The sequence below is a fragment of the Stenotrophomonas sp. ASS1 genome (assembly GCF_004346925.1).
In the GTDB taxonomy this organism is placed as follows: domain Bacteria; phylum Pseudomonadota; class Gammaproteobacteria; order Xanthomonadales; family Xanthomonadaceae; genus Stenotrophomonas; species Stenotrophomonas maltophilia_A.
This window is the reverse complement of sequence record NZ_CP031167.1, coordinates 3,035,085-3,053,937: the sequence shown is the minus strand read 5'-3', so window position 1 is coordinate 3,053,937 and position 18,853 is coordinate 3,035,085. Positions and strand designations below refer to the sequence as shown.

General features: G+C 67.5%; 19 protein-coding genes. 11 read left to right on the top strand and 8 right to left on the bottom strand.

What is annotated here, in order from left to right:
* The first annotated feature begins 5 nt into the window (after nt 1–5).
* Nucleotides 6–938, top strand: coding sequence for a DUF1684 domain-containing protein (locus MG068_RS14290; protein WP_132810516.1), 933 nt, complete (start codon nt 6–8; stop codon nt 936–938).
* Between the two features lies 1 nt (nt 939).
* Nucleotides 940–1,893 (top strand): TraB/GumN family protein, encoded by a 954-nt coding sequence (locus MG068_RS14285; protein WP_132810515.1) that lies wholly within the window; start codon nt 940–942, stop codon nt 1,891–1,893.
* Nucleotides 1,894–1,967: 74 nt separating this feature from the next.
* Here MG068_RS14285 and phaR read toward each other — a convergent pair whose 3' ends face one another.
* The 3 genes from phaR to gluQRS form a co-directional block, all read right to left on the bottom strand.
* Nucleotides 1,968–2,507 carry a polyhydroxyalkanoate synthesis repressor PhaR gene (gene phaR, locus MG068_RS14280; protein WP_032130258.1) on the bottom strand — a complete coding sequence of 180 codons (540 nt, stop codon included), beginning with the start codon at nt 2,505–2,507 and terminating at the stop codon, nt 1,968–1,970.
* Nucleotides 2,508–2,690: 183 nt separating this feature from the next.
* On the bottom strand, nt 2,691–3,431 hold the full coding sequence (gene phbB, locus MG068_RS14275) for an acetoacetyl-CoA reductase (protein ID WP_032130254.1): 741 nt from the start codon (nt 3,429–3,431) through the stop codon (nt 2,691–2,693).
* A 17-nt stretch (nt 3,432–3,448) separates the two neighbouring features.
* On the bottom strand, nt 3,449–4,369 hold the full coding sequence (gene gluQRS, locus MG068_RS14270) for a tRNA glutamyl-Q(34) synthetase GluQRS (protein WP_049463080.1): 921 nt from the start codon (nt 4,367–4,369) through the stop codon (nt 3,449–3,451).
* Between the two features lie 93 nt (nt 4,370–4,462).
* Between gluQRS and htpX the strand changes: the two genes are divergently transcribed.
* Nucleotides 4,463–5,329 carry a protease HtpX gene (htpX, locus tag MG068_RS14265; protein WP_049401243.1) on the top strand — a complete coding sequence of 289 codons (867 nt, stop codon included), beginning with the start codon at nt 4,463–4,465 and terminating at the stop codon, nt 5,327–5,329.
* Nucleotides 5,330–6,028: 699 nt separating this feature from the next.
* Here the strand turns inward: htpX and MG068_RS14260 are convergent.
* Nucleotides 6,029–6,856: an inositol monophosphatase family protein gene (locus tag MG068_RS14260; RefSeq protein WP_132810514.1), complete on the bottom strand. Its 828-nt coding sequence runs from the start codon at nt 6,854–6,856 to the stop codon at nt 6,029–6,031.
* 120 nt (nt 6,857–6,976) lie between these two features.
* Here MG068_RS14260 and MG068_RS14255 point away from each other — a divergent pair, with 120 nt between their 5' ends.
* The 3 genes from MG068_RS14255 (at nt 6,977) to MG068_RS14245 (ending at nt 10,849) form a co-directional block, all read left to right on the top strand.
* Entirely contained in the window at nt 6,977–7,747 is a 771-nt protein-coding gene (locus tag MG068_RS14255) for an RNA methyltransferase (RefSeq protein ID WP_005414025.1), read from the top strand.
* A gap of 103 nt (nt 7,748–7,850) precedes the next feature.
* The gene (locus tag MG068_RS14250; protein WP_424143769.1) at nt 7,851–8,726 is read left to right on the top strand and encodes a phosphate/phosphite/phosphonate ABC transporter substrate-binding protein; all 876 of its coding nucleotides are present in this window, start codon (nt 7,851–7,853) and stop codon (nt 8,724–8,726) included.
* Nucleotides 8,723–10,849, top strand: coding sequence for a putative bifunctional diguanylate cyclase/phosphodiesterase (locus MG068_RS14245; protein ID WP_132810513.1), 2,127 nt, complete (start codon nt 8,723–8,725; stop codon nt 10,847–10,849). Before MG068_RS14250 ends, MG068_RS14245 begins: the two co-directional genes overlap by 4 nt.
* 73 nt (nt 10,850–10,922) lie before the next feature.
* On the opposite strand, the gene epmB is transcribed toward MG068_RS14245, so the two are convergent.
* Nucleotides 10,923–11,963 (bottom strand): EF-P beta-lysylation protein EpmB, encoded by a 1,041-nt coding sequence (gene epmB / locus MG068_RS14240; protein ID WP_132810512.1) that lies wholly within the window; start codon nt 11,961–11,963, stop codon nt 10,923–10,925.
* Nucleotides 11,964–12,059: 96 nt separating this feature from the next.
* Between epmB and efp the strand changes: the two genes are divergently transcribed.
* The 5 genes from efp (at nt 12,060) to MG068_RS14215 (ending at nt 16,316) form a co-directional block, all read left to right on the top strand.
* On the top strand, nt 12,060–12,626 hold the full coding sequence (gene efp / locus MG068_RS14235) for an elongation factor P (RefSeq protein ID WP_005410381.1): 567 nt from the start codon (nt 12,060–12,062) through the stop codon (nt 12,624–12,626).
* Nucleotides 12,627–12,823: 197 nt separating this feature from the next.
* The gene (locus MG068_RS14230; protein WP_014037873.1) at nt 12,824–14,167 is read left to right on the top strand and encodes a TRZ/ATZ family hydrolase; all 1,344 of its coding nucleotides are present in this window, start codon (nt 12,824–12,826) and stop codon (nt 14,165–14,167) included.
* Between the two features lie 24 nt (nt 14,168–14,191).
* Nucleotides 14,192–14,908, top strand: a complete 717-nt coding sequence (gene ubiG / locus MG068_RS14225; RefSeq protein WP_049401248.1) for a bifunctional 2-polyprenyl-6-hydroxyphenol methylase/3-demethylubiquinol 3-O-methyltransferase UbiG — start codon at nt 14,192–14,194, stop codon at nt 14,906–14,908.
* Nucleotides 14,905–15,600 (top strand): phosphoglycolate phosphatase, encoded by a 696-nt coding sequence (locus tag MG068_RS14220; protein ID WP_110712927.1) that lies wholly within the window; start codon nt 14,905–14,907, stop codon nt 15,598–15,600. Before ubiG ends, MG068_RS14220 begins: the two co-directional genes overlap by 4 nt.
* Before the next feature lie 11 nt (nt 15,601–15,611).
* Nucleotides 15,612–16,316: an isoprenoid biosynthesis enzyme family protein gene (locus tag MG068_RS14215; protein WP_132810511.1), complete on the top strand. Its 705-nt coding sequence runs from the start codon at nt 15,612–15,614 to the stop codon at nt 16,314–16,316.
* A 46-nt stretch (nt 16,317–16,362) separates the two neighbouring features.
* On the opposite strand, the gene MG068_RS14210 is transcribed toward MG068_RS14215, so the two are convergent.
* Genes MG068_RS14210 through yidD form a run of 3 tightly spaced genes read right to left on the bottom strand, consistent with a single transcriptional unit; the run spans nt 16,363 to nt 18,813 of the window.
* Complete coding sequence (locus MG068_RS14210; protein ID WP_049401255.1) at nt 16,363–17,211, bottom strand: M23 family metallopeptidase; 849 nt, start codon at nt 17,209–17,211, stop codon at nt 16,363–16,365.
* Nucleotides 17,211–18,557 carry a dihydroorotase gene (locus MG068_RS14205; RefSeq protein ID WP_132810509.1) on the bottom strand — a complete coding sequence of 449 codons (1,347 nt, stop codon included), beginning with the start codon at nt 18,555–18,557 and terminating at the stop codon, nt 17,211–17,213. Before MG068_RS14205 ends, MG068_RS14210 begins: the two co-directional genes overlap by 1 nt.
* A 1-nt stretch (nt 18,558) precedes the next feature.
* Nucleotides 18,559–18,813, bottom strand: coding sequence for a membrane protein insertion efficiency factor YidD (gene yidD / locus MG068_RS14200; protein ID WP_014037867.1), 255 nt, complete (start codon nt 18,811–18,813; stop codon nt 18,559–18,561).
* Nucleotides 18,814–18,853: the final 40 nt, after the last annotated feature.

The window sequence follows — 18,853 nt, the reverse complement described above, 5'->3', positions numbered from 1 at the left end:
CATCGATGCGTTATCGGGGAATGGGCGGCCTGCTGGCTGCTTTGGTGTTGGCCGCCTGCAGCCCGGCGACGCCGCCGGCACCGGCTTCGGCCGCGGAGGATCCGTCCTATGCCGCCGAGCAGCAGCAGTGGCGGGTGGCACGCTATCAGGACCTGACCCGGCCGGATGGTTGGACGGCACTGGTTGGCCTGCACTGGCTGCAGAACAAATCCCACTTCGTCGGCAGCGGCGCGACCAATGGCATCCGCCTGGCGGTCGGCCCGGACAAGCTGGGCCTGCTGCGCCGCGAAGGCAGCCAATGGTGGTTCACACCGGAGGCCGGCGTTGACGTCAGCCAGGACGGGCAGCCGGTGCGCGGCCGCATCCGTGTCGACACCGACAAGGATCCGCAGCCGACGCTGCTGGCCTTCGATGGTGGCAAGGGACAGCTCAGCATCATCCGCCGCGGTCCGCGCGATGCGCTGCGGGTCAAGCACGCCGATGCGCCGGCACGTCGCGATTTCGGTGGGCTGGAGTACTGGCCGGGCGGCCCGGACTGGCAGGTGCAGGCGCGCTTCATCGCGCACCCGCCGGGCAAGACCCTGCCCATCGTCGACATCACCGGCCTGACCACCGAAATGCCCAATGCCGGCGCGGTCGAGTTCCAGCGCGATGGCCGCAGCTGGCGGTTGGAGGCGATCGGTGCGCCGGGGCAGCCGCTGTTCCTGATCTTTGCCGATCGCACCAGTGGCCGTGGCAGCTATCCGGCCGGTCGCTATCTGGATACCGATGCCCCCGCTGCCGATGGCACCGTGCGCATCGATTTCAACCATGCCTACAACCCACCGTGTGCGTTCACCGCTTACGCGACCTGCCCGTTGGCGCCACCGGAAAACCGGTTGGACCTGCGTGTGGAAGCGGGCGAGAAGGCGTACCACCTGCCTGAAGGAGAAGGCTGATATGCCGATCAGATCCCTGTTGCGTGCCACCGTTCTGTTGGCGGCCTGTGCGCTGGCACCGCTGGTTGCAGCGCGTACCGTGCAAGCCGATACCGCTGGCGCAGCGGCGGCCAAGCCGCCGGTGCCGTTGCTGTGGAAAGTGACCGGCCCGGGCGATTCGCGCCTCTACCTGCTCGGTTCCTTCCACCTGCTGAAGCCGCAGGACTACCCGTTGTCGTCCGATGTCGAACAGGCGTTCGAAGCCTCGCAGCGGGTCGTGTTCGAACTGTCGCCGGAAGACATGCAGTCACCACAGTTGGCCAGCCGCATGGTGCAGGCCGCGGTCCGCACCGATGGCAGCGAGCTCAAGCGCGATCTGGATGCTGCGACCTGGCAGAAGCTGCAGGTGTTCGCCACCGAAAACAAGCTGCCGCTGGCGCAGATGCAGGGGATGAAGCCGTGGTTTGTCGGCCTGAGCATTTCGGTCGGGCAGATGCAGAAGCTGGGCCTGGACCCGGCACTGGGCCTGGACCGTCACTTCATGGAGCGTGCGCAGAAGACCGGGCGCAAGACTGCGGGACTGGAAGACATCGACACCCAGATCGGCATGCTCGACGGAATGACGCTGCAGGAACAGCGGCAGATGCTGGCCGAAGCGCTGGACCAGGCCGGCAAGGCCGACGAGCAGGCACGCCAGCTGCACGACGCCTGGCGCCGCGGTGACGAGCGCGTGCTGTGGACCCGGATGGCGGCGGAAATGCGCCAGCAGTATCCGCAGCTGTATCAGCGCATCAATACCGGCCGCAATGACGCCTGGGTGCCGAAGCTGCTGCCGTACCTGCAGGCAGGGCAGGGCGGTACGCTGGTGGTGGTGGGCACGCTGCACCTGCTGGGCAACGACGGCGTGGTCGAGAAGCTGAAGGCGAAGGGTTACAAGGTCGAGCGCGTATGCACGGGGTGCAAGGCGAAACGCTGACGTATCGTTGGCGCGATGCCAAACAAAACGGCGCGCCAGGGGCGCGCCGTTTTCGTATCAGCCGATGCTGCAGCTCAGCGGCGGGTCTTGCCGCCGGTACCGGTGCCCGGTTCGTTCGGCTTGTTGCCGGTACCTGCGCCGGTTCCCGTTCCGGTGCCGCCCGGACGCGGGCCACCGAAGCCGGTGCCCATGTTGCGCTGGAATTCCTGCCACAACTCCAGGTTGCGCTCGGTCAGCTGGTTCATCATCGCCCACGGGGTCTGCCCCAGCAGGTTGCCCATCTGCTGGCGGAACTGCTGCTGCTGGTCGAGGAAGACCTGCATGCTGCGCTCCAGGTAGTTACCCATGAAGCCCTGCAGGGAATCGCCGTAGAAGCGGATCAGCTGGCTCAGCAGCTGGGTGGACAGCATCGGTTCGCCGTCCTGTTCCTGGTCGGCGATGATCTGCAGCAGGACCGATCGCGTGAGGTCGTCGCCGCTCTTGGCGTCGCGGACTTCGAAGTCTTCACCGTCCAGGATCAGCTGGCGCACGTCCTCGATGGTGATGTAGCTGGAGATCTCGGTGTCGTAGAGACGGCGGTTCGGATACTTCTTGATGATGCGGGTCGCAGCCATGAAGCGGTACTCGTCACAGTAGACGCGCAGCATGGCGCAGTGCAGCAGCCGTTGCAACCGCCTCAGCCCCCGCCAGGCTTGGCTTTCAGGGGCGATCATGTTGCGCAACAAGGGTTTGCGTGCTGCGCAGCATGACTCTTGGCAGGGGCCGGCGGCGTTCGCCGCGATGGCCCGCTGCGCGGCTTACCAACCCATATGGTGGCCGCCGTTGATGTCCAGGTTGCTACCGGTGATCCACGAGGCTTCATCGGCGACCAGGAACGAGACGCCGTAGGCGATTTCCTCCGGCTTGCCCAGGCGTCCGGTGGGGATGTCGGCGATGATCTTGGCACGCACCTCCTCCGGCACCGCCATCACCATGTCGGTAGCGACGTAGCCGGGCGAAATGGTATTAACGGTGATGCCGAAACCGGCGTTCTCGCGGGCCAGCGAGATGGTGAAGCCGTGCATGCCGGCCTTGGCCGCCGCGTAGTTGGCCTGACCGTACTGGCCCTTCAGGCCGTTGATCGAGCTGATCTGGATGACCCGGCCCCAGCCGCGGCGGCGCATGCCCTCGATGACCGGACGGGTGACGTTGAACACCGAATTGAGATTGGTGTTGATCACATCGTGCCACTGGTCCGCGCGCATGCGGTGGAAGGTGGTATCGCGGGTGATGCCGGCGTTGTTGACCAGGATCTCGACCGGACCCAGTTCGGTCTCGACGGCGCGCACCAGCGCTTCGGCGCTGTCCGGATCGGAGACATCGCCCGGGAAGATCGACACGCTGTAGCCGCGTTCGGTCATCGCCTGCTGCCAGGCGCGGGCCTTGGCCTCGTCGCGGTAGTTGGTGGCGACCCGGTGGCCCTGGTCGGCCAGGCGTTGGCAGATGGCGGTGCCGATGCCGCCGGTTCCGCCGGTGACCAGTGCGACGCGAGATGTCATGGAGTGCTGTCCGGGTATCAGGTGGGGGAAGGGTGATTCTGCAACATCGGCGCGGAAAGTGCGCCGGCCGGCAACAGGATGTCGCTACGCGGCAACCGCGCCGGGTCGAAGGCCCGCCGAGCGGTAGCCAGCAGCGCGTCCAGATCGTGTGCTTGCGCCAGCGCCTCAGGGGCTTGGCCGAGCAGCTGCCAGAGCTGGCGCAGCACCGGCAGCGGGCGTGCGCTGTCCACCGGCAGCGCCGCCAGTGACTTGGACAGCTTGTGGCCCGGCGTATCCAGCAGCAGCGGCAGGTGCCAGTAGCGCGGCACCGCCAGACCCAGCGCCTGCTGCAGCAGGATCTGCCGTGCGGTGGAGTCGAGCAGGTCGGCACCGCGCACCACTTCGGTCACCCCCTGCGCGGCGTCATCGACCACCACCGCCAGCTGGTAGGCCCAGCAGCCATCGGCGCGGCGCAGCACGAAGTCGCCGACCTCGGCATGCACGTCCTGCTGCTGCGGGCCGCGCAGGCCATCGTCGAAGTGCACAAGGCTGCCGGGCGGCACGCGGAAGCGGACGGCCGGGTCCGGTCGTGGTTGCCGGGCGACGCAGCGGTGATGGATGCCGCCGCTGGCGGCAAGGTCGCTGCGGCTGCAGTGGCAGACAAAGGCCTGGTCGCTGGCGAGCAGTTCATCCAGCGCGGCCTGGTAAGCCTCGCCGCGCGTGCTCTGCCAGAGTATCGGGCCATCGTGGCCCAGGCCGAACGCGGCCAGCGCCTGCAGCTGTGATTCCGCCGCACCGGGCACGGTGCGCGGCGGGTCGACGTCTTCGACGCGCAGCCGCCACAGGCCGCCGTGATGGCGGGCGAGCAGCCAGCTGCCGAAGGCGGCGAGCAGGGATCCGGGGTGGAGCAGGCCGGTCGGCGAAGGGGCGAAACGGCCGCAGGGAATGGGGGAGGTCATGCTGGCTGAATCGTCGGTCAGGTTGGCGCTTGAATTCAAGCTGACCGCACCGCAAATTGATCGATATCGACCCCTTCCGAGCCGGAATTTCCCATGTTCACCCGTATTGCCCTCTTTCTAGCGACCAACCTTGCGGTGCTGATCCTGGCCAGCATCGTGATGTCCCTCCTGGGCGTGGACTCGCGCTCGATGAGTGGCCTGCTGGTCATGGCCGGCATCTTCGGCTTCGGTGGTTCCTTCATCTCGCTGCTGCTGTCCAAGTGGATGGCCAAGCGCTCCACCGGTGCGGTGGTGATCACCGAGCCGCGCAACCAGACCGAGCGCTGGCTGCTGGCTACCGTCGAGCGCCAGGCCAAGGCGGCCGGCATCGGCATGCCCGAAGTGGCCGTGTATGAAGGTCCGGAGATCAATGCCTTCGCCACCGGTGCCAACCGCAACAATGCGCTGGTCGCGGTGTCCACCGGCCTGCTGCACAACATGAGCGAAGACGAGGCCGAAGCGGTGCTGGGCCACGAGATCGCCCACGTCGCTAACGGTGACATGATCACCATGGCCCTGCTGCAGGGTGTGCTGAACACCTTCGTGATCGTGCTGGCCCGCGTGGTCGGCGGCATCATCGACAGCGCACTGTCGGGCAACCGCGAAGGTGGCGGTCGTGGCTTCGCCTACTACATCATCGTGTTCGTGCTGGAGATGGTGTTCGGCCTGTTCGCCACCATGATCTCGATGTGGTTCTCGCGCCATCGCGAGTTCCGCGCCGACGCAGGCGGTGCCTCGCTGGCCGGCCGCCAGAAGATGATCGCCGCGCTGGAACGCCTGCAGCTCAACCACGGCCAGAGCACGCTGCCGACCCAGATTGCGGCGTTCGGTATTGCCGGTTCGACGGCGAAGAAGCTGTTCATGAGCCACCCGCCGCTGGAAGAGCGCATCGCCGCGCTGCGGGCGTCGACGGTGGCGTAAGCCTCCGTACTTCCACGGTAGTGCAGGAACGCCTGGCCTCGCGCCGGGCGTTTTTGTTTGTGCGCCGACGCATTGGCGGCGCCGTCCATGACCCGGCGAGAGTCATTTCCGCGACCGCGGAGGGGTGTCACTTTCTTTGCTCGTGCAAAGAAAGTAACCAAAGAAACACGCCGCCGGGGCGCGATCCGATGCTGCGCATCGGTTCCCTGCGCTTCTCGGCGAATCAGGGGGCGGCGCCGAACTCGCTTCGCTCAAACATCGGCGCCTCTTCGCCCCTGATTCCCCTGCGATGCTCGGCTCGCTCAAGGCGGACTCAAGGTCAAATGCCACAGCTGCACCCGGTAGATGCACGCCATGCATGGATGCTGTTGCCCTTGCCCTTGCCCTTGCCCTTGCCCTTGATCTTGACCTTCCAGTCCGCCTTCAAGCGAGCCGAGCACCGCAGGTCCGACGAGGGCGAAGAGGTGCGGGTGTCTGAGCGCAGCGAGTTCCCGCACCGTCCCTCGACGGACCGAGGAGCGCAGGGCACCGGCGTGCGAAGCACGTCGGCTCGCGGCCGGCGGAGCGTTTCTTTGGTTACTTTCTTTGCGCGCAAAGAAAGTGATACCCCTCCGCGGTCGCGGAAACGAATCTCCGTGCGCACAAACGAAAACGGCACCCTCGCAGGTGCCGTTTCAGTGAGCCGCGTTGCCGGGACGCTTAGAACTTGGCGTCGAACTCGGCGGCGTAGCCGGTGTTCACCAGCACCTTCTGCAGCGACTCGGCCACCTTCAGGTTGCCGGCGACGATCTGGTGAGTCTCCGGGCCGCGGTTGTCCATGCGGCCCAGGGTCGCGCCCTTGAAGTCGCAGACCTTGCCACCGGCCTCGCGGACCAGCAGCAGGCCGGCAGCGATGTCCCACGCCTTCACGCCGGCTTCGAAGTAGGCATCAGCGCGGCCACAGGCCACGTAGGCCAGGTCCAGTGCCGCCGAGCCGGTGCGGCGGATGTCTTCGCCGTGCACCAGCAGGGCGTCGACCGCCTTCAGCTGGGCGCTGGCGCGGTTGCGCTCACGCGGCGCGAAGCCGGTGTGGATCATGGTGCCTTCCAGATCCTTGCGTTCGGCCACGCGGATGCGGCGGTCGTTCAGCACGGCGCCGGCGCCACGGCTGGCGGTGAACAGTTCATTGCGCAGCGGGTCGAAGATGACCGCATCGGTCGGCTCGCCGTTCTCGACCAGGGCGATCGACACGCAGTAGTGCGGCACGCCGCGCAGGTAATTGCTGGTGCCGTCCAGCGGGTCGATGACCCACATCTGGCGGCGCTCGCCCTGCACGCCACCTTCTTCGCCGAAGATGCCGTAGTCCGGGTAAGCGCGCTTGAGTTCCTTGACGATGACCTTTTCCGCGTCCGCATCCACTTCGCTGGCGTAGTCCATCCGGCCCTTCTGCACCACGTTCAGTGCCTCGAGCTTGTTGATGTTGCGCAACAGGACGTTGCCGGCGAGGCGGGCGGCCTTGACCATGACGGTTACGGCGGGTTTCTGCATGGCGTGGGCTCCCGGAAAGGCAGAAGAGATGGACTGGCGGGGGAAAAGAGCGGGTCCGGCGCAGTGGCCGGCCGCACAGTTTACCATTGGTCATCGTCCAGCTCGACCTTTTCCCTGTTCATGTCCCAGTTTCCCGCCGCCACCCGCCTCCGATTCGTCCTGGTCGGTACCCAGCATCCCGGCAACATGGGCGCTGCCGCCCGTGCCCTGAAGACCATGGGCCTGGCCCGCCTGGTGCTGGTCGCCCCCGAAAAACCACTGGACGAGGAGGCTTTCCGCCGCTCGGCCGGTGCCGAAGACGTGCTGGGGGACGCCCCGGTGGTGGCCACCCTGGCCGAGGCCGTGGCTGATTGCCGCCTGGTGCTGGGCTGCACCGCCCGTGCCCGCCGCGTCCAGCTGGAGGAGTACCTGCCGGCCGATGCCGCCGCCCGTGCGGTGGCCAAGGCCGGCGAAGGGGCCGAGGTGGCGCTGGTGTTCGGCCGTGAGCGCACCGGCCTGACCAACGAGGAGCTGCAGCTCTGCCATGCGGCGGTGCATATCCCGTCCGACCCGGAGTTCAGCTCGCTCAACCTGGCTGCCGCGGTGCAGGTGCTGGCCTATGAAACGCGCATGCAGCTGCTGGGCGCGCAGCCGGCTGCCGATGCCGAACCGGGTTTCCGCGAACAGGCGGCCAGCCACGAGCAGATGGAGAGCTTCTTCGCCCAGCTCGGCGACACGTTGGACGAGATCGATTTCCACAAGGGCCGCGCGCCGGAATCGGCGATGCGCAAGCTGCGCCGCCTGTTCCTGCGCAGCGAGCCGAGCGAGCAGGAAGTGCGCCTGCTGCGCGGCATCCTGGCCGACACCCAGCGCATGGCGCGACTGGCACAAGCGGGCAGCAAGGACAGCTGACGACGTTCTCATTTTTTCGGGTAGTCTGTCCGGATACCCAGGGGGGATGAAGCCTGTGTCGGGTCTGCGAAGGGCAGTGCAGAGGGGACTGCTGAGCCTGGTCATGATCCTGCTGGCCGGGACGGTGCATGCAGCACCGGACCCGGTGCTGGTGCTGGGCCGGATCAGCGATGATCCCAAGGCCCATTACGAGCAGCTGCAGCCGTTGCTGGACTATGTGGTGGCACGCATGCATGACGTCGGCATCAAGGAGGGGCGGATCCTGATGGCGCGCGACCCGCAGCAGATGGCCAGCTATCTGCGGCGGGGGCGGGTCGACTGGGTCACGGAAACGTCGGGCACGGCGGTGGCGCTGGGCCAGCGCAGTGGCGCGCGGCCGCTGCTGCTGACCGAGCGCAACGGCGTGCGTGAGTACCAGACCGTGTTCTTCGTGCGCCGCGACAGTCCAATCCAGCGGATCCAGGACCTGCGCGGGCATCGCCTGGCGCTGCAGAACACGGCGTCCACCAGTGCCTACCTGGTGCCGGTGATGACCCTGCTGCAGGAAGGGTTGTCACCGCAGATCCTGGCGGGTACGTGGGACATGCCGGGCCGGGACAGCGTGGGGTATGTGTTCGCGCGCAGCGAGTTGAACATCGCTACGTTCGTGCACAAGGGCGTGGTCGAGGTGGGGGCGGTGAGCAGCGTGGACTGGAACGACGAGCGACGGGTGCCGGCGGCATTCCGGCGCGACTTCCGCGAGCTGCTGCGCACCGAACCCTACCCGCGGGCGGTGGAGATGGTGCGCGCCGACCTCGACCCGCGGGTGCGTGACCGGCTGCAGGAAGTCCTGCTGCAGGCGGCCAGTGACCCGCAGGCGCAGGGGGCGTTGCATCGGTTTTTCGGCACTTCCGGTTTCCACCGCGTCGATGCGCATGCGCAGCAGCGGCTGGATGAATTGAAACAAGGATTGACGCGCGTGCGGATGGAAGTGGAATGAAGTGGCTTGGCTCGGGGATGCAGGCCCGGTTCCTGCTCGCGATGGGCGGGGCGATGGTCGTGGTGATCGCGATCCTTGCGGTGTTGTTGGGGCGGCAGGCCGCGATGCAGGGCGAGGTGCGCAACCTCAGCGGCGGCGTCATCCATGAATTGTTCGACCGCAGCGTGCGCAGCCGCGGCGAGGCGATGGCGCGTGAGCTGTCCGACGCGCTGGCCAACCCGTTGTACTACCGTGACCTGGACCAGGTGGGCGTACTGGTGCGCAGTACCGCGCGCCAGCCCGTGGTGCGCTATGTACTGGTGTTCGATGAACGCGGCCGGCTGGTACACGATGGCTCGGTCGAGGTGTCTGGATTCGGTCAGCCGATGGCCGATCCACTGGCACCCAAGGCCGCGGCCGCGCAGATGCTGGTCGTGCAGGAATCGCCGAAGGTGCTCGACAACGCCATGCCGATCATGATCGGCAACCAGCGCATTGGCGGCGTCCGGGTCGGCATGGCGCTGGATGAGGTGCAGCAGCGCGAGCAGGCGGCCAACGCCACCCTGGGCGAGCGCCTGCAGCAGGTTGGCAGCCGTCACCTGGGCTGGCTGCTGCTGATGCTGGGCCTGCTGGTGGTGATCGGCGTGGTGGTGATCCTGTACGTGCAGCGCACCCTGGTCGCGCCGATCCGTGATCTTGCCGTCGCCGCCCGCCGCATCGAGGCCGGTGACTACCAGACACCCCTGGCCGAGAACACCCGCGACGACGAGGTCGGCGAACTGGTCCGCGGTTTCGCCCGGATGCGCGATGCGATCGCACGCCATGACCGCGAAGTGCGGCGCATGGCCTATACCGACGCGCTGACCGGGCTGACCAACCGGCTGGCATTCCGCGAGGCGCTTGATCATCGGTTGATGGCGGCCCGTGCCGCCAATCACCGGCTGGGCCTTCTGTTCGCCGATATCGACGATTTCAAGCGGGTCAATGACACCCTTGGCCACGAGGCCGGCGATGAGGCATTGCTGCAGTTCGCCCAGCGTATCGGCCGCGCGGTCACCGAGGCCGGGGGCGATGAAGCCCTGCTGGCCCGCTTCGGCGGCGACGAGTTCGTGATCCTGGTCGGAGATGGCGACGTGGCCGCCAACGCGCGGCTGCTGGCCGAAGTGCTGGTGCGCGAGCTGGGCAAGCCGCTGGTGGTGCAGGGCAGGGAACTGTTCCTGGGCACCTCGATCGGCGTGACCCTGTTCCCCGACGATGCTGCTGATGCGACCACGCTGCTGAAGAACGGCGACATCGCCATGTACCAGGCGAAGATGGCCGGCAAGAACTGCTATCGCTATTACAGCCGGGCGATGGACCATGCGGTCGAGCGTCGCGTGCATATGGAACAGGAGCTGCGCGGCGCCTGGGAGCGCGGTGAGCTGCGCCTGGCCTACCAGCCGATCTTCCGCATGCGCGACCGCCGCATGGTCGGCGTTGAAGTACTGCTGCGCTGGCAGCATCCGACCCTGGGCACGATCCCGCCCTCGGTGTTCATCGAGGTGGCCGAGCAGAGTGGCCTGATCGAGATCATCGGCCCGAAGGTGCTGCGTGCGGCCTGCATGGAGGCCTCGCAGTGGCCGCGCGGGGCAGCGGGCGATGAGCTGTTCGTGTCGGTCAACGTGTCACCGCGGCAGCTGCGTGGCGGCGAACTGCCGGCACTGGTCGCGCAGTGCCTGCATGAGTCCGGGCTGCCGGCGTCGCGCCTGCACCTGGAGCTGACCGAAACCGCCGTGATCGGCGACGAGATGGTTGCCGCGCAGCTGCTGGACAAGCTGCACCGCACCGGCGTGAAGGTGTGGCTGGACGATTTCGGTACGGGCTTCTCCGGGCTCAGTCATCTGCGCCAGGTGCCCGTGGACGGCGTGAAGATCGACAAGAGCTTCGTTGCCGACATGCAGCGCGATCCCGACGACCTTGCGCTGACCACGGCGATCATCGCCATGGCCCACGCGCTGGGCATCACCGTGGTGGCCGAGGGCATCGAGCAGCAGGCACAGTTCGAGCTGCTGGCGCAGCGCGGCTGCGACCTTGGCCAGGGCTACTGGCTGAGCCACCCGGTGACCGCGACCGAAGTGGTGCGGATGATCGAATCGGGCGTCTGACCCCAAAAAAGGGGACGGAGGGAATTAAGTCGCAAATGCATAAGCGACTTAATTCCCTCCGTCCCCTTTTTTGTTACAGCGGGCGCTTGCTTGGGTCGCCGGGCAGTTCGCGCACCAGCTTGGGGATCAGGTAGCCGGACAGGCGTGCGGTCAGGCCGGCAATCAGCGCCTTGGCCTGGGTGTCGTCCACTTCGAAGTGGGCCACGCCCTCGACCCGGTCCAGCTGGTGCAGGTAATAGGGCAGCACGCCAGCAGCAAAGCTGCGCTCGCTCAGGTCCTGCAGGGCCTGCACGCTGTCGTTGACCCCGCGCAGCAACACCGCCTGGTTCAGCAGTTGCGCACCGGTGCCACGCAGGCGCGCCATGGCCGCGTCCACGCTGGCGTCGAATTCATTGGCATGGTTGGCGTGGACCACGATTGCCAGTGGCCAGGGCAGGCTGCCCAGCCAGGAGACCAGTTCATCGTCCACGCGTTCCGGCAGCACGATCGGCAGCCGGGTATGGATGCGCAGGCGGCGGATGTGCGGTATCTGGCGCAGGGCGTCGGTCAGTTCCACCAGTTTGTGCGTGGCCAGCGACAGCGGGTCACCGCCGGACAGGATCACCTCGTCGATGTCCGGATCGGCCGCGATGGCGGCTACGGCCTCCTGCCAGCCGCCCTTGGCGGCGTTCTCCGCGCCATAGTCGAAGTGGCGGCGGAAGCAGTAGCGGCAGTTGATCGCGCAGCTGCCGGTGGCGACCAGCAGGGCGCGGCCACGGTACTTCTGGATGACGCCGGTGGCCTTCTTGGCGGCGCCATCGCCCACCGCATCGAAGCTGAACCCGGGCGCCGGGTGCATTTCCGCGTCGATCGGCAGCACCTGGCGCAGCAGCGGGTCGGCCGCATCGCCGGGGCGCATGCGGGCCACGAAGCCCTCGGGCACGCGCAGCGCGAACTGGGCCATGGCCGCCTCCGAGACGCCCAGCGCGGCGGGGTCCAGCTGCAGCCGGGCCAGCAGGGCGTGCGGGTCGCGCAGCGCCTGGCGCCAGAGCTGCTGCCAGCGCGCGGGCGCACCTGGCGACTGGGGCCGTGGGAAGGCGGAAAGCTGCATGGAGAGTGGGCCTGCGGTTATCATGGGGGCAGAAAAACAGTCGCCCACCGGCATCCGGTGGGCTTTCCATTCTAACGGCTCGCCGCACCCGCGGCGTTTTTGCCACTCAGGAGTTTACGCATGGCCAGCTACGGCATGAACGACGTCAAGAACGGGATGAAGATCCTGGTCAACAACCAACCGGCCGTCATCATCGACACCGAATACGTCAAGCCGGGCAAGGGCCAGGCCTTCACCCGCGTGAAGTACCGCCTGATCAAGGACGGCCGTACCCAGGAAGTGACCATGAAGTCGACCGACTCGCTGGATGCAGCCGACGTCGTCGATACCGACATGAACTTCATGTACAGCGACGGCGAGTACTGGCACTTCATGGACCCGGAATCCTTCGAGCAGGTCCAGGCCACCAAGGCCGGCATGGGCGGCGCCGAGAAGTGGCTGAAGGGCGAGGAGTCCTGCGTGGTCACCCTGTGGAACGGTGAGCCGATCTTCGTGCAGCCGCCGAACTTCGTCGAGCTGAAGATCACCGAAACCGATCCGGGCGTCCGTGGCGACACCTCGGGCGGCGGCGGCAAGCCGGCCACCCTGGAAACCGGCGCCGTGGTCCGCGTGCCGCTGTTCGTGAACCAGGACGAAGTGATCCGCGTCGACACCCGTTCGGGCGAATACTCCGCACGCGTCAAGTAATCCGGCGCAGCCGGATTACGGTAGTGCCGGCCGCTGGCCGGGTACGCGCCATCGCATCCGCGCTGGCGCTCCCATGATCTGCTTCGGCAGATCATGGGCCCCGCTTCACGAGTCTCCAGACCCCGCCGCTTCGCGGCAGCCCCTGACTCAGGGGCGTGTCCCCCAGAAGTATCTCGCCCCACAGCCAGTGAGCCCGCATGAGCGATAGCCCGCACCTCCCCGAAGCCTGCGACCTGCTCATCGAAGCCGGTTACGTCGTTCCGATCGAGCCGCACGCGGTGGTGCTGGAAGACCATGCCGTTGCCGTGCGTGGCAGTGAAATCGTGGCCATCCTGCCGCGTGCCGAGGCGCGCGCGCGGTTCCGCGCCACCCAGGTGGTGAGCCGCCCCGAGGCTGCCCTGATGCCGGGCCTGGTCAATGCGCACACGCACAACCCGATGACGCTGCTGCGCGGCGTCGCCGACGACCTGCCGCTGATGACCTGGCTGCAGCAGCACATCTGGCCGGTGGAAGCGGCGGTGATCGGCCCCGAATTCGTTGCCGACGGCACCACTCTGGCCATCGCCGAGATGCTGCGCGGCGGTACCACCTGTGCCAACGAGAACTACTTCTTCGGCGACGTGCAGGCCGCGGTCTACAAGAAGCACGGTTTCCGCGCGCTGGTGGGCGCGGTCATCATCGATTTCCCCACCGCCTGGGCCAAGACCGATGACGAATACTTCGCCAAGGCCGGTGAACTGCACGACCAGTGGCGCACCGATCCGCTGATCGGCACCGCGTTCGCGCCGCATGCGCCCTACACGGTCAACGATGCCAACTTCGAGCGGGTGCGGATGCTGTCCGACCAGCTCGACATGCAGGTGCACCTGCACACCCACGAGACCGCGCAGGAGATCAACGATTCGATCAAGCTGCACGGCCAGCGCCCGCTGGCGCGGCTGGATCGGCTCGGCCTGGTCAACGACCGCCTGATCGCGGTGCACATGACCCAGCTGACCGATGCGGAAATCCACCTGTGCGCCGAACGTGGCGTCAGCGTGGTGCACTGCCCGGAATCGAACCTGAAGCTGGCCTCCGGTTTCTGCCCGGCCTGCGCCCTGCAGCGCGCCGGCGTGAACCTGGCGATCGGCACCGATGGCTGCGCCAGCAACAACGACCTGGACATGTTCAGCGAGAACCGCACCGCGGCGATCCTGGCCAAGGCCGTGGCCGACGATGCGACCGCGCTCGATGCGGCGACCACGCTGCGCGCCTCCACCCTGGGTGGCGCCCGCGCACTGGGCTTCGGCGACCGCATCGGTTCCATCGAAGTCGGCAAGCAGGCCGATCTGGTCTGCGTCGACCTGTCCGCGCTGGAAACCCAGCCACTGCACAACGTCCTGTCGCAGCTGGTGTACGCCACCGGCCGTCAGCAGGTCAGCGACGTCTGGATTGCCGGCAAGCCGAAGCTGGTGCAGCGCGAGCTGGTCGGCATGGACCTGCCGGGCATCATCGCCAACGCGCGCCAGTGGCGCGAGCGCATCCGTCATATCCGCGCCTGAACCCCGGCGCCGCAAGGACCCCTCATGACTGCCCCCCACGCTTCCTCCAATTTCGATCAGGCCGAGCTGGACAAGTTCGCCGCGCTGGCCAACCGCTGGTGGGACGCTGACGGCCCGCAGAAGCCGCTGCATGCGCTGAACCCGGTGCGCCTGCAGTACGTGGCCGATCGCGTGCCGCTGCGCGGTGCGCGCGTGCTCGACATCGGTTGTGGTGGCGGCCTGTTGAGTGAAGCGCTGGCCCAGGCCGGTGCTGACGTCACCGCCATCGACCTGGCCCCGGAACTGGTCAAGGTCGCGCGCCTGCATGCGCTGGAAAGCGGCGCCAAGGTCGATTACCGGGTGCAGGCTGCCGAAGATCTGGCCGCCGAGCAGCCGGGCAGCTTCGATGTGGTCACCTGCATGGAAATGCTCGAACACGTGCCCGACCCGGGCGCGATCATCGAGGCCTGCAAGCGCCTGCTGAAGCCGGGCGGCCACCTGTTCCTGTCGACCATCAACCGCACCGCCGCCGCCTTCGCGGTGGCGATCGTCGGCGCCGAGTACGTGGCGCGGCTGCTGCCCAAGGGCACGCACCACTACCAGGAATTCATCAAGCCTGCCGAGCTGGCGCGCTGGCTGCGCGAGGCCGACATGCAGCTGGTGGATGTTAGCGGCATGGCCTACGAGCCCTGGCGCAACCAGGCCCGCCTGAGCAGCCGTACCGACATCAACTACCTGGCCTACGCGGTCAAGCCGGCATGACCGCGGCCCGCTTCCCGCGCGCGGTGCTGTTCGATCTGGACGGCACCCTGCTGGACAGCGCGCCCGACTTCGTCGCCACCTGCGACGCGATGCTGGCCGAGCGTGGACGCGCACCCATCGATCCGGCCGCGCTGCGCCCCGTGGTGTCGAAGGGCTCGCGGGCGATGGTCTCGGCTGCGTTCCCGGAACTGGACGTTGCCGCACGTGACGCGCTGATCCCGGAATTCCTGCAGCGCTACGAAGCATTGATCGGCCAGCACGCAGTGCTGTTTGATGGCGTGGCCGGCATGCTCGCCGCGTTGGACGATGCCGGTACGGTGTGGGGCATTGTCACCAACAAGCCTGAATACCTGGCGCGCTTGATCCTGCCGCAGCACGGCTGGCAGCAGCGCTGTGCGGTACTGGTGGGTGGTGACAGCCTGGCCGAACGCAAGCCGCATCCGCTGCCGTTGCTGCACGCCGCGCAGGCCATCGGCATTGCCGCCGAAGACTGCGTGTACGTGGGTGACGACGAGCGCGACATCATCGCCGCGCGTGCCGCGGCCATGCCGTCGGTGGCGGCGTTGTGGGGCTATCGCCTGCACAGCGACGATCCGCTGGCCTGGCAGGCCGACGTGCTGGTCGAGAACGCCGAACTTCTGCAACTGGCCAGCCTCTGGCCGACCCGGCCGGCAGCCCCGGCCCAGCCGTAAGGAATCACGTAGTGAGCAGTACCGCGCTGGACAGTTTCCTCGACAAGTGGCGCAGCCGTTGGCCGGAATGGTCGGTGGCCGCCCCGTTCGTGGCCGAATCGCAACGCGAGCTTGCGGTGGCGTGGTTCGCGCTGCTGCAGGAATTCGACGACATGCTCAACACCAGCGGCGACCCGTTGCCGGCCGACGCCAAGCTGGCGTGGTGGGGCGAGGAGCTGCGCAGCTGGGCCGCGCATCGTTCGCGCCATCCGCTGGGCCGCCTGCTGGAGCCGGTGCGTGCGCCGTGGGCACAACTGGCCGAAGCGCTTCCGGATCTGGTTGAAGCGCGCACGGTCGCGCTGGATGCGGCCGGCGCCGAGCGCGCGCTGGCGAACTACGCAGAGGCCGTGGCCGCGGTGGAGGCAGCCCTGTTCGCGGACAAGCCGCGAGCTGGCGCCGGTCGCGCAGTGCAGCTGCAGACTCTGGCCCAGCGCCTGCAGGATGCCGGCGCAGCCGGTGTGCCGCGCAGCCTGCTGGACGGTGATGCCAGCACGGCCGCACAGCGCTGGGCGCAGCATCTGTTGAAGGGCTGGGGCAGCCGCGTGCCCGGCCCGCGCCCGCGCCGCGTGTGGTCCAGCCTGGCGCGTGCACGCGTTGCCGCGCAGGCGGCAGGCAAGCCGATCGAAGCCACGCCGGTACGCACGCTGCTGCGCGTGTGGTGGGCCGCGCGCGGCTGATGCCGCTGCGCTCGCCGGGCCATGCCCGGCGGCCGTTCGTCGCGCGTTACTTCCGTTCCAGCACCAGTAACGGATCGATACGGGTATCGAACCAGTTCATGCCCCAGTGCAGGTGCGGGCCGGTGGCACGACCGGTTGCGCCGACCGCAGCGATCACCTGGCCCTGTTCCACACGGTCGCCAACTTTTACGTCGATGCGCGACAGGTGCAGGAAGTTGGAGCTGACACCGAAACCGTGGTCGAGCAGCAGCGTGCCGCCGGTCAAGTACAGGTCGGGGCCGGCGAAGGTGACGATGCCGGCGGCCGGCGCCTTCACCGGCGTGCCGGTCGGTACCGCGATGTCCATGCCGGAATGACCTGCGCCGGGCTGTCCGTTGTACACGCGTGCGTTGCCGAAGCGGCCGCTGATGCGGCCCTGCACCGGCCAGATGAAGGTCTGGGTGAAGTCGGTACGGTCGTCATCGCGGGCACGCGCGGCGGTCACCTGTGCTTGTTCGCGCTTGATCCGCTCGGCAATCGCCGGCGGCGGGTTGACCGTCTTCGGCGGCACGCCGTTGACCCGCTCGGTGGGCCAGTCGCGCGGGGTCACCGCAATGGTCGCGGTCTCGCTGCCACCATCAGGGCGTTGCACCTGCACGCGCAGCGGACCCTTCTCGTCGCGGCCGATGCCGAACACCACGCTGCCATAGCCGCTCACCCGCAGTTGGCGGCCGGCGTACTGCACGCGGCTGCCGGCGGGTACCTTGCCGATCACCAGTGCGCCCTGCGATGCGCTGGCCGGGAACACCACGCGGCTGTCGATCAGGCTGCCGATGCCGTCCTGTGCCTGCGCCGACGGTGCGGTGAACAGGGGCGCGGCCAGCAGCAGCGCCCCGATCAGAAGTGCGGAGCGCATCAGCGGTCGTAGGTCATGCGCTGGCCGGCCGGCTCGCCCACCAGTTCGCTGCCGTCCCACACCAGTTGGCCATTGACCCAGGTGGAGGCCACGCGCGAACGGAAGGTCGTGCCTTCAAACGGCGACCAGCCGCACTTGGACAGCACGTCCTCGCGCTTGACCGTGAACGGCACCTCCTCGACCAGCACCAGATCGGCGAAGTAACCCTCGCGCAGGAAGCCACGTTCTTCCACGTCGAACAGCTGTGCCGGCGCATGCGCGAACTTCTGCACCACCTGCTCGCGGGTCAGCTTGCCTTCGTGCACGCGTTCCAGCGCGGCCACCAGCGCGTACTGCACCAGCGGCAGGCCCGACGGCGCCTGTGCGTAGGGCTTCTGCTTCTCTTCCCAGGTGTGCGGCGCGTGGTCGGTGGCCAGGACGTCCAGCACGTCATCGGCCAGCGCGGCGGTGATCGCCTCGCGGTCGGACACTTCCTTGATCGCCGGGTTGCACTTGATCAGGTTGCCCTTGGTCGCATAGTCCGGACGCGCGAAGTGCAGGAAGTGCACGCAGGTTTCGGCGGTGATCTGCTTGCGGCTGCCGTCGGCGCGGATCAGCGGACCCTTCTCGAACAGCGCCAGCTCATCGGCGGTGGAGATGTGCAGCACATGCAGGCGGGTGCCGTGCTTGCGCGCCAGCGACATCGCCAGGCGGGTCGACTTGATGCAGGCCTCGCGCGAGCGGATGTCCGGATGCATGTCCGGGGTCAGCGCGTCGCCGTATTTCTCCTGGAAGGCCTTCAGGTTGGCGTCGATCATCGGCGTGTCTTCGCAGTGCGTGATGATCGGCGTCGGGCATTCGCGGAAGATCGCGTCCAGCGTTTCCGGATTGTCTACCAGCATGTTGCCGGTGGAGGCGCCCATGAACACCTTCACGCCCGGGGCCTTCTTCGGGTCCAGCGCACGGATGGCGTCCAGGTTGTCATTGCTGGCGCCGTGGTAGAAGCCGTAGTTGGCCCAGGCGCGGCCGCGCGCGAGCTCGTATTTGGCTTCCAGGATGGTCGAATCCAGCGTCGGCGGATTGGTGTTCGGCATGTCCATGAAGCTGGTCAGGCCACCGGCCACCGCAGCCGCCGATTCGCTGGCGATGTCGCCCTTGTGGGTCAGGCCCGGTTCGCGGAAGTGCACCTGGTCGTCGATCATGCCAGGCAGCAACCAGCGTCCGGCTGCGTCCACCACCTGCTCGCCGTCGCGCGGCGCCAGCCCGTTGCCGATCTGCGCGATGCGGCCGTTCTCGATGCGCAGGTCGCCGTCGAAGGTGCGGCCTTCGTTGACCATGCGGGCGTTGGTGATGAGGGTGGAGGACATGTCAGTGTTTTCCTGTGCAACGGCAAGAGGGGGCGTTGGGGGACTCGGGCACGGGATCGAAGCCGCCGGGATGGAACGGGTGGCAGCGGCCCAGCCGGCGCGCAGCCAGCCAGCTTCCGCGCAGCGGGCCGTGCCGCGAGATGGCGTCCATCGCGTATTCAGAACAGCTCGGCACGAAACGGCAGCGTGGCCCCAGCAGGGGGCTGATGAAGCGCTTGTAGAAGCGCAGCAGGGCAATGAGCAGGCGCGAGATCACCCAGTCATCTTATGCCAGTTGGCATGAAGGCCGCATTTGT

Excerpts from the sequence above, each read along its gene's own strand:
- MG068_RS14250 (WP_424143769.1), top strand. The coding sequence starts at position 7,851 with ATGATCCTGCTGGCCGGGACGGTGCATGCAGCACCGGACCCGGTGCTG.
- gluQRS (WP_049463080.1), bottom strand. The coding sequence starts at position 4,369 with ATGACCTCCCCCATTCCCTGCGGCCGTTTCGCCCCTTCGCCGACCGGC.
- MG068_RS14230 (WP_014037873.1), top strand. The coding sequence starts at position 12,824 with ATGAGCGATAGCCCGCACCTCCCCGAAGCCTGCGACCTGCTCATCGAA.
- htpX (WP_049401243.1), top strand. The coding sequence starts at position 4,463 with ATGTTCACCCGTATTGCCCTCTTTCTAGCGACCAACCTTGCGGTGCTG.
- MG068_RS14210 (WP_049401255.1), bottom strand. The coding sequence starts at position 17,211 with ATGCGCTCCGCACTTCTGATCGGGGCGCTGCTGCTGGCCGCGCCCCTG.
- efp (WP_005410381.1), top strand. The coding sequence starts at position 12,060 with ATGGCCAGCTACGGCATGAACGACGTCAAGAACGGGATGAAGATCCTG.
- phbB (WP_032130254.1), bottom strand. The coding sequence starts at position 3,431 with ATGACATCTCGCGTCGCACTGGTCACCGGCGGAACCGGCGGCATCGGC.
- ubiG (WP_049401248.1), top strand. The coding sequence starts at position 14,192 with ATGACTGCCCCCCACGCTTCCTCCAATTTCGATCAGGCCGAGCTGGAC.
- MG068_RS14255 (WP_005414025.1), top strand. The coding sequence starts at position 6,977 with ATGTCCCAGTTTCCCGCCGCCACCCGCCTCCGATTCGTCCTGGTCGGT.
- MG068_RS14290 (WP_132810516.1), top strand. The coding sequence starts at position 6 with ATGCGTTATCGGGGAATGGGCGGCCTGCTGGCTGCTTTGGTGTTGGCC.
- MG068_RS14245 (WP_132810513.1), top strand. The coding sequence starts at position 8,723 with ATGAAGTGGCTTGGCTCGGGGATGCAGGCCCGGTTCCTGCTCGCGATG.
- MG068_RS14205 (WP_132810509.1), bottom strand. The coding sequence starts at position 18,557 with ATGTCCTCCACCCTCATCACCAACGCCCGCATGGTCAACGAAGGCCGC.
- MG068_RS14220 (WP_110712927.1), top strand. The coding sequence starts at position 14,905 with ATGACCGCGGCCCGCTTCCCGCGCGCGGTGCTGTTCGATCTGGACGGC.
- MG068_RS14285 (WP_132810515.1), top strand. The coding sequence starts at position 940 with ATGCCGATCAGATCCCTGTTGCGTGCCACCGTTCTGTTGGCGGCCTGT.
- MG068_RS14260 (WP_132810514.1), bottom strand. The coding sequence starts at position 6,856 with ATGCAGAAACCCGCCGTAACCGTCATGGTCAAGGCCGCCCGCCTCGCC.
- phaR (WP_032130258.1), bottom strand. The coding sequence starts at position 2,507 with ATGGCTGCGACCCGCATCATCAAGAAGTATCCGAACCGCCGTCTCTAC.
- epmB (WP_132810512.1), bottom strand. The coding sequence starts at position 11,963 with ATGATAACCGCAGGCCCACTCTCCATGCAGCTTTCCGCCTTCCCACGG.